Annotated in this window: 5 protein-coding genes and 1 pseudogene; 4 read left to right on the top strand and 2 right to left on the bottom strand. The window is 72.6% G+C overall.

Going from position 1 to position 4,615, the window contains the following annotated elements:
• Together AOK24_RS12880 and AOK24_RS12875 are read right to left on the bottom strand one after the other, a co-directional pair.
• Positions 1–646: pseudogene (locus tag AOK24_RS12880) on the bottom strand (hypothetical protein); the annotation flags it as partial.
• A 47-nt stretch (positions 647–693) separates the two neighbouring features.
• The gene (locus AOK24_RS12875) at positions 694–1,203 is read right to left on the bottom strand and encodes a SigE family RNA polymerase sigma factor (RefSeq protein WP_055720196.1); all 510 of its coding nucleotides are present in this window, start codon (positions 1,201–1,203) and stop codon (positions 694–696) included.
• Positions 1,204–1,462: 259 nt separating this feature from the next.
• On the opposite strand from AOK24_RS12875, the gene AOK24_RS12870 reads away from it, so the two are divergent.
• The 4 genes from AOK24_RS12870 to AOK24_RS12855 all read left to right on the top strand — a co-directional run.
• On the top strand, positions 1,463–2,377 hold the full coding sequence (locus tag AOK24_RS12870; protein ID WP_107103943.1) for a hypothetical protein: 915 nt from the start codon (positions 1,463–1,465) through the stop codon (positions 2,375–2,377).
• A gap of 48 nt (positions 2,378–2,425) precedes the next feature.
• Complete coding sequence (gene cpaB / locus AOK24_RS12865) at positions 2,426–3,133, top strand: Flp pilus assembly protein CpaB (protein ID WP_055720194.1); 708 nt, start codon at positions 2,426–2,428, stop codon at positions 3,131–3,133.
• 10 nt (positions 3,134–3,143) lie between these two features.
• Positions 3,144–4,388 (top strand): CpaE/TadZ family protein, encoded by a 1,245-nt coding sequence (locus tag AOK24_RS12860; RefSeq protein ID WP_055720193.1) that lies wholly within the window; start codon positions 3,144–3,146, stop codon positions 4,386–4,388.
• A gap of 5 nt (positions 4,389–4,393) precedes the next feature.
• Positions 4,394–4,615: TadE family protein (locus tag AOK24_RS12855; protein ID WP_167376831.1), on the top strand; the 222-nt coding region annotated here is incomplete at its 3' end.

Below are 4,615 nucleotides of genomic sequence, written 5' to 3'. Positions count from 1 at the left end.
GGCGGGTGGTCTTCTCGCCCTTCTCCGCGGGGGAGTTCCACTCCGAGAGGTTCACGTGTGTGCCGTCCGGGGTGGTCAGGTCCGCGTACCAGAGTTTCGTCTCCTCGCGGCGGTCCGGGTACTCGTACCCCTGGAAGACGGTGACCCGGGAACCGTCCGCGAGGCGCTGCGTCGTGCAGGCGTCGTGGGGCTGGAACACCGGGTCCGGGCAGCCGTCGGCGCCGCTCAGGGACGCGAGACCGACGGAGAGGGAGAGCGCGGCGGCGCCCTTGCCGTCGTCGAAGACGCCGGACACGGTGGAGCCGCCGTTCTCGCCGACGGTGAACGTGCCTCGCGGGAGCAGCTTCTTGAGGATCTCGGTGATGTCCGGGGAGGCGGGGGACGACGCCGGTGTCGACGCCGCCGCCGTGCCCGTGCCGACGTTCCGGGGAGTGTCGTCCGGCGCGGTCAGCAGAGTGCCGCCGACGCCCAGCGCCGCCACCCCCGCCACGCTGCCGCCGATCACCGCGAACCGCTGCCGCAGCCGCCGGACGCGGCCCCGGCGGACGCCGCCCGCGACGAGTTCCGCGCGGTCGGGGGTGAACGTGTCGCCGGTCTCCTGGAGGGCCTCGGCGAGGTGCCGCTCGAAGGGGTCGTGCTCGGGCATGGTGAACCGCCCTTTCTGGTCGGGTGAGTTGGTGTCCGGAGCCGGTCTCAGGGCCGCGCGTACTCGCCGATCCCCTCGCCCAGCAGCTCCCGCAGCCGCCGCAGCGCGCGCGAACTGCGGCTGCGGACGGCGGCCGACGTCGTGTGCAGCGCGTGCGCGGTCTCCTCGATCGAGCGGTCCTCCCAGTACCGCAGGACGACGACCGCGCGGTCCTTGGGGGAGAGGCGGGCCAGCGCTTGCAGCAGGGTGAGCCGCAGGGGCGCGTCCGCCTCCTCCGCGGCCGGCAGGTCGGGGAACGCGTCCGTCGCCCGCTCACCGCTGCTGCGGCGGCGCCGGTGCGTGAGGAAGACGCGGGTGAGGACGGTCTGCGCGTACGCCGCCGGGTTCTCCACCTTCGAGACGCGCCCCCAGCGGACGTAGATCTTCCCCAGCGCCTCCTGCACGAGGTCCTCGGCGAGGTACGTGTCCCCGGCCGTCATCAGACACGCCGACCGGTACAGCTGCCCGGCGCGCGCCGCGGCGAACTCCGCGTACTCGTCCGCCCGCGCCTGTCTCATCCGTGTCCCCCTGGTGTGCCGGCACCTTCTGTCCCTGTCGACGCGACGGTCCCCCGGAAATGTTGCAAGGAAGGCGCGCACTCCGCTTGTGGAGGGTACGTGGAGGTGAGTTGCGGCGGTTTGGGGGCAGTTGGCCGGTGGAGCTCCGGAGAAGACTTCGTTACCGGCTCACGAAAGCTGTTCTCCCGGTGGTGAGGCGTGGATACAGTGCTGAGGTAGTCACGCAATGAAGTCATCCCGGTGCACCGGAGTAACGCCGATGTGCCGGACCGCGGGAATCGGGGAGCTGCGCGTGCCAACTGCCATTGCGGTGACCGGTGCGGGTCTCGCGCTGCCGGCGCAGGACGAGCGTACGGTGCCGGCCGTCGTGCTGGAGGGCATCGAGAGTCAGCCGCTGGAGCAGGCCGTGGCCACGGTGCAGGGCGCCGTGGAGAGTTACGGCCATCTCGTCGTCGTCTGTTCCAAGGCCGCCCCCGCCGCCGTCGTCCAACGGCTGCACACGGTCCGCTCGTTGCTGGAGAGCGACCGGATAGCCCTGCTCCAGCCCGACCTCCCGCCCCTCGGCCTCGCCGTGCTGGCCCGCCAGTTGAGGCAGCTCGCCTCCTGCGACCTGAGCCCCGGCGTCCTGGCGTCGGCGGGACGGCTCCTCACCCACTACATCCACGCCGGCGCCCTCCTCGGCTCCGTCGCCCGCCTCGACCACGTCCCGGTCACCCTCACCTCGCACGCCCGCTCCTGGGTCCCCGGCAGCCAGTTCGCCGTACTCGCCCACCCCCAGCCGAAGTTGGTGAAGGCCGGACCCGGAGTGACCGTCCCCGGACCCGAGTTCGGTACGTGGCTGCTGCTGGCCAGGGGACAGCTCCCCGCGGAGTGGGTGACCGAGACCCTCGCCCCTGCCTGGCGTACCCAGGGACTGCGCGAGACCCCGCTCCCCGCCGAGTCCGCCGCGTGGTGGGGGACCGGCAAGCTCGTCGAGTTCTGCGCCTATCTGCCGGACCTGTCGGTGCTGTACCAACTCGTCACCTCCGTACGGCAGTCGGTGTGCCACTGGTGCGGGGTCGACGTCATCGGAGACCGCTGCGTCTTCTGCTCCGCGACCCCGCCACCCGTCCCCGCCGAACCGGTCCGCGCGCTCACCACCGGCGGTCCCCGCCACGCGCTCCCGGCAGGCTGACCCGACCCCGTCCGCTGGACCCGACCCCCCAACGAGGTTGCACGGCTCATGAACTCCCGTCAGCGCCGCGGCGTGATCCTTCTGCTCCTGTCGGTCCTGTGCGCCCTCGGCGCGTTCGCCGGCGTGCTGTCCGTCGTCGACGACGTGAAGTCGAAGGTCGGGCCCGAGGTCGCCGCCTACCAGGTCAAGAGCGACGTGGCGCCCTACACCGCCCTGTCCGCCGGGCAGTTCGAGAAGATCTCGATGCCGAAGCGGTGGCTGTCGGACAACGCCGTCACCGACCTCGCCGCGATCCGCGGCAAGATCGCCGTCACGACCCTCAAGGCCGGCTCCCTCCTCCAGAGCGACATGGTCGTCGACCAGCCCGCGCTGCGCCCCGACGAACAGGAGGTCGCCATCATGATCGACGCGGCGACCGGCGTCGCCGGGAAGATCACGGCGGGCGCGTCCGTCAACGTGTACGCCACCTTCGAGGGCGCCCGCGACGCCGACCCGGACGTCTCGAAGATCATCGTCACCAACGCGCGCGTCCTGGACGTCGGCAAGCTCACGGCCCTCGAACCCGACCGCGACGAGCGCTCCGCCGGCCCCACCCAGGCGGTGCCGATCACCTTCGCCCTCTCCACACTGGACGCCCAACGGATCACGTACGCCGAGTCGTTCGCGAAGCGGGTCCGCCTCGCGCTGGTCGCGCCCGGCACCGGCACGGCCGTCCCGGAGAAGGACCGCACCTACCAGCTCGCCACGGACAAGTGAGAGGCCGACCATGCCCACGAGGATCCTCCCGGCCGTCGGCGACGCGGACGCGGTCCGCTCCCTCGTCTCCCTGCTGAGCCAGCTGCCCGACGCCGAACCCGTCCCGCCGGTCACCGACTCGACGCAACTCGTCGACACGCTCGCCCGGTTGGCCGCCGAGTCCGTCGACGAACTCCCCGAGGTCGTCGTCGTCCACGAACGCATCGGCCCCGTGCCGGCGCTGGAACTCGTCCGCGAAGTCGCCCTGCGCTTCCCGGCGGTCGGCGTCATCCTCGTCACCACCGACGCGTCCCCCGGCCTCTTCTCCGCCGCCATGGACTCCGGCGCACGTGGCCTGATCACCTTCCCCCTCGCCTACGACGACCTCGCGACCCGCGTCCAGGCCGTCGCCCAGTGGTCGACCGGCGTCCGGCGCCATCTCGGCGGCTCCACCGACGTGTTCACCGGCCCCGGCGGCACCGTCGTCACCGTCAGCGGCGCGAAGGGCGGCGTCGGCACGACCCTCACGGCGATCCAACTCGCCCTCGCCGCCCAGGCGTCGGGCCGGACGACCGCCCTGTGCGACCTGGACCTCCAGACCGGCGACCTCGCCTCCTACCTCGACGTCCAGTTCCGCCGCTCGGTCGTCGACCTCGCCGCCATCACCGACATCTCCCCCCGCATCCTCGCCGAGGCCGTCTTCCGCCACGACACGGGCGTGGACCTCCTGCTCGCCCCCGGCGACGGGGAGCGCGGCGAGGAGGTCACCGACCGGGCGGCCCGGCACATCGTCGGCGCGCTGCGCGCCCGCTACGAGGTCGTCGTCGTCGACTGCGGTGCCCAGCTCAGCGGCGCGAGCGCGGCGGCGGTGGAGACGGCCGACACGGCGCTGCTGGTCACCACCCCCGACGTGGTGTCCGTCCGGGGCGCCAAACGCACCGTCCGCATGTGGGACCGCCTCCAGATCCGCAAGGCCGAGGAGACGACCGTGGTGGTCAACCGCCACTCCCGCGCCACCGAGATCCAGCCGGGCCTGATCCAGAAGATCACCGGAACAGCCCTGGCGGCGACGGCAGTTCCGGCCCACTTCAAGGAGTTGCAGGCCGCCGTCGACTCGGGCCGCCTGCACGCCCTCGACCCCAAGGGCCCGGTACGCCAGGCCCTGTGGGCCCTCGCCGGTGAACTCGGCCTCGCCAAAGCCCCGGAGACCCCGCAGGGACGCCGGGCACGCGGCGGGGACCGGGGGTCGGCGGGGCTGCGGCGGCGGAAGGAGTGAGCGCGATGAGACGCCGACTCACCGGCGCGACGGGACGCGGGTTCGCCGCTGCTCCGCCACGCCGCCTCACCGGTGACCGGGGCCAGGTGGCCGTCGAGTTCACCGGGATGCTCCCCGTCATCCTCGTCACGCTCATCGCCATCTGGCAGTGCGTGCTGGTCGGTTACACGTACACGCTCGCCGGGAACGCCGCCGATGCGGCGGTGCGGGCGGGGACGGTTGCCGAT

The organism is Streptomyces niveiscabiei (assembly GCF_001419795.1).
Lineage (GTDB): Bacteria > Actinomycetota > Actinomycetes > Streptomycetales > Streptomycetaceae > Streptomyces > Streptomyces niveiscabiei.
This window is presented reverse-complemented; position numbering and strand designations above follow the sequence as displayed.

Bases quoted from the DNA above. Each gene is read 5' to 3' on its own strand.
- cpaB (WP_055720194.1), top strand. From the start codon at position 2,426: ATGAACTCCCGTCAGCGCCGCGGCGTGATCCTTCTGCTCCTGTCGGTC.
- AOK24_RS12870 (WP_107103943.1), top strand. From the start codon at position 1,463: ATGTGCCGGACCGCGGGAATCGGGGAGCTGCGCGTGCCAACTGCCATT.
- AOK24_RS12860 (WP_055720193.1), top strand. From the start codon at position 3,144: ATGCCCACGAGGATCCTCCCGGCCGTCGGCGACGCGGACGCGGTCCGC.
- AOK24_RS12875 (WP_055720196.1), bottom strand. From the start codon at position 1,203: ATGAGACAGGCGCGGGCGGACGAGTACGCGGAGTTCGCCGCGGCGCGC.